3 protein-coding genes are annotated in these 2,193 nt (G+C 58.0%); all 3 read right to left on the reverse strand.

Annotated features, from left to right (window positions below; translation table 11 throughout):
- Positions 1-329: 329 nt before the first annotated feature.
- Positions 330-1,067 (reverse strand): amino acid ABC transporter permease, encoded by a 738-nt coding sequence (locus M0974_RS19775; protein WP_297840555.1) that lies wholly within the window; start codon positions 1,065-1,067, stop codon positions 330-332.
- Positions 1,064-1,789, reverse strand: a complete 726-nt coding sequence (locus tag M0974_RS19780; RefSeq protein ID WP_297840558.1) for an amino acid ABC transporter permease — start codon at positions 1,787-1,789, stop codon at positions 1,064-1,066. The genes M0974_RS19775 and M0974_RS19780 overlap by 4 nt, the downstream gene beginning before the upstream one ends.
- Before the next feature lie 94 nt (positions 1,790-1,883).
- On the reverse strand, positions 1,884-2,193 hold a 310-nt coding region (locus M0974_RS19785; protein ID WP_297840561.1), incomplete at its 5' end, for a transporter substrate-binding domain-containing protein.

The following is a 2,193-nucleotide window of genomic DNA, read 5'->3' on the forward strand; positions in this document are numbered from 1 at the left end:
GGGCAGCTGATTCGCTGCCGCTGCGGCACGCGCCGCTTCCAACACCGCAAGAGATTCTTGAGTTACGCGTTCTTCCAATTCAACTGCCATGACGTCTCCTTGTACTGTCACTTGAAAACTCACTGAGGCCAATCGGTTGCCAGAGGAAATGCAACCGTCTATAGCCATCAATTGACACTATGAAAGAGGCCGCTCAGAAGCTGAACCAATAAAAACGTATTTCTAAAGCAGGCTTTGCGACATCGGCAATCATCTGGCGAAATCGATCTTGCCAAGCGCGTACGAACTTCATGTAATTATTGAAAGAAAACGTCGGTCGAGGGTTTGCCTCAATCCGGCGACGGGACAATAACCGCAGGGGGCGTCGACACACGCGGCTCAGCACCTTTCGTACGTCCCAGCAGCAGGCGCGTCGCCAGCGCATCGAGTGATGTGCACAGAATCAAATAGACAAGACCCACAAACAGGAAGATCTGCACCGGATAGATCATCAGCCGGCTATTTACCTGGTTGGCAAGAAACGCGAGTTCCGGCACGCCGACAATGTAGGCCAGCGACGTATCCTTGACGAGCGACACCCACTGGTTGATGAACGACGGCGCCATGATGCGGATGGCCTGCGGCAGCAGAACATGACGCATCGCCTGCCAGCGCGTCAGACCCAGTGAAAGCGCCGCCTGGCGCTGCCCGCTCCCCACTGCTTCGATGCCTGCATGAACCGAATGCGACAGGTAGGCGCCGCCGATCAGCGATAGCGCGGCCACGACCGTCGCCAAGCCTGGAACGTCGATATGAAGCAAAACCGGCAGCAGGAAGAAGGTCCAGAAAATCAGCATCAGTACGGGTATGGCGCGAAAGAAACCGATTCCCCCAAGCAGGATCAAGTGGCTCAAACCCCGTGTCATTGCCAGTCCAATGCCGCCTGCCAGCCCGAGGACGGCGGACGACACGGCAGAGATCGAGGCCATCACCAGCGTCAGCGCCGCACCGCCCAACGGACCATCGGGAAACGTGCCGACAAGCAAGTACGGCAGATTCGACAGGATGGCGGAAAGAGCGTCGTTCATCGGCGCACCACTGCCCGCGAACCGCTGCGCTGGACCACCACAAGCACGACTTCCAGCAGAGCGATGGTCAGTATGTACAGCACCGTTGCCATGCCAAAAGCCTGAAACGTCTTGAAGGTCTCGGTGTCGACCTGACGCGACGAATACGAGAGTTCCGCCAGCCCGATCGCCATGGTCAGCGACGAGTTCTTCACGATATTCATGTACTGCCCGAACAAGGGCGGCGTCGAGATCCGCACCGCCTGCGGCAAGATCACATGAACGAATGCGGCTAACGGCGTGAGTCCAAGGGCGGACGCTGCGTTGTGCTGTCCCACGGGAACACCCGATAACCCCGAGCGGAGTTCCTCGCCAATGAACGTGGTGGAATAGCAGGTCAACCCGATCCAGCCGGCCACGAATTCAAACGATGGCCAATGCAGCTTGAACACACCGAGATCCACTGCGTGCGGCGTGTTCAACCAGGTCATGAGCGCTTCGGGCAAGAGGGTCGCTATGCCGAAATACCAGAACAGCAATTGGACGATCAACGGCGAGTTGCGAAACACCAATACATAAAGCGCGGCGACACGACGCACAAGCGCTGCGCGCGAAGTGCGCGCAAGCGCCAGCAGACACCCGCACAAGGTCCCCGCGACTATCACCGACACCGACAACCCCAGCGTCATGCCGAAGCCCTGAAGCAGCCAGATCAGGTACTTCGGCGCAAGCCATCCGTTCATTGGAATCATTCAGCTAAACACGAATGGAAGATTGAAATACCAAGCCCGCTCCTGCCGTTCACGGTCGAAGCGGGCTTGCTGAAACAGGCATCGATCAGCTTTTCTGCGGATCACCGATCTTGAACAAACGCGGCAACGGCGCGCGGCTTTTCGGCCCGAACCACTGGTCGTAGATGTGGCCCGCGGTACCGTTTGCTTCGAGACCTGTCAGCGTGTCATTGACGACACTCAGCAGGCGCGGTTCACCCTTAGGGACACCCACGCCTTCATAGTCATTCGATATGGTGAAAGCCGGGATTTCGTATTTGGCGCGGTCCGGCACGTTAGCGAGCAAGCCGACGAGTTTCGGACCATCCTGCGTGATCGCCTGGACGTTGCCCGTTCGAAGCGCGGCGAACGCAAAA

The sequence above is a fragment of the Pseudomonas sp. genome (genome assembly GCF_026224925.1).
Taxonomy (GTDB): domain Bacteria; phylum Pseudomonadota; class Gammaproteobacteria; order Pseudomonadales; family Pseudomonadaceae; genus Aquipseudomonas.

What these genes read in the sequence shown, in the direction of transcription:
- M0974_RS19775 (WP_297840555.1), bottom strand. Translation starts at nt 1,067, where the DNA reads ATGAACGACGCTCTTTCCGCCATCCTGTCGAATCTGCCGTACTTGCTT.
- M0974_RS19780 (WP_297840558.1), bottom strand. Translation starts at nt 1,789, where the DNA reads ATGAACGGATGGCTTGCGCCGAAGTACCTGATCTGGCTGCTTCAGGGC.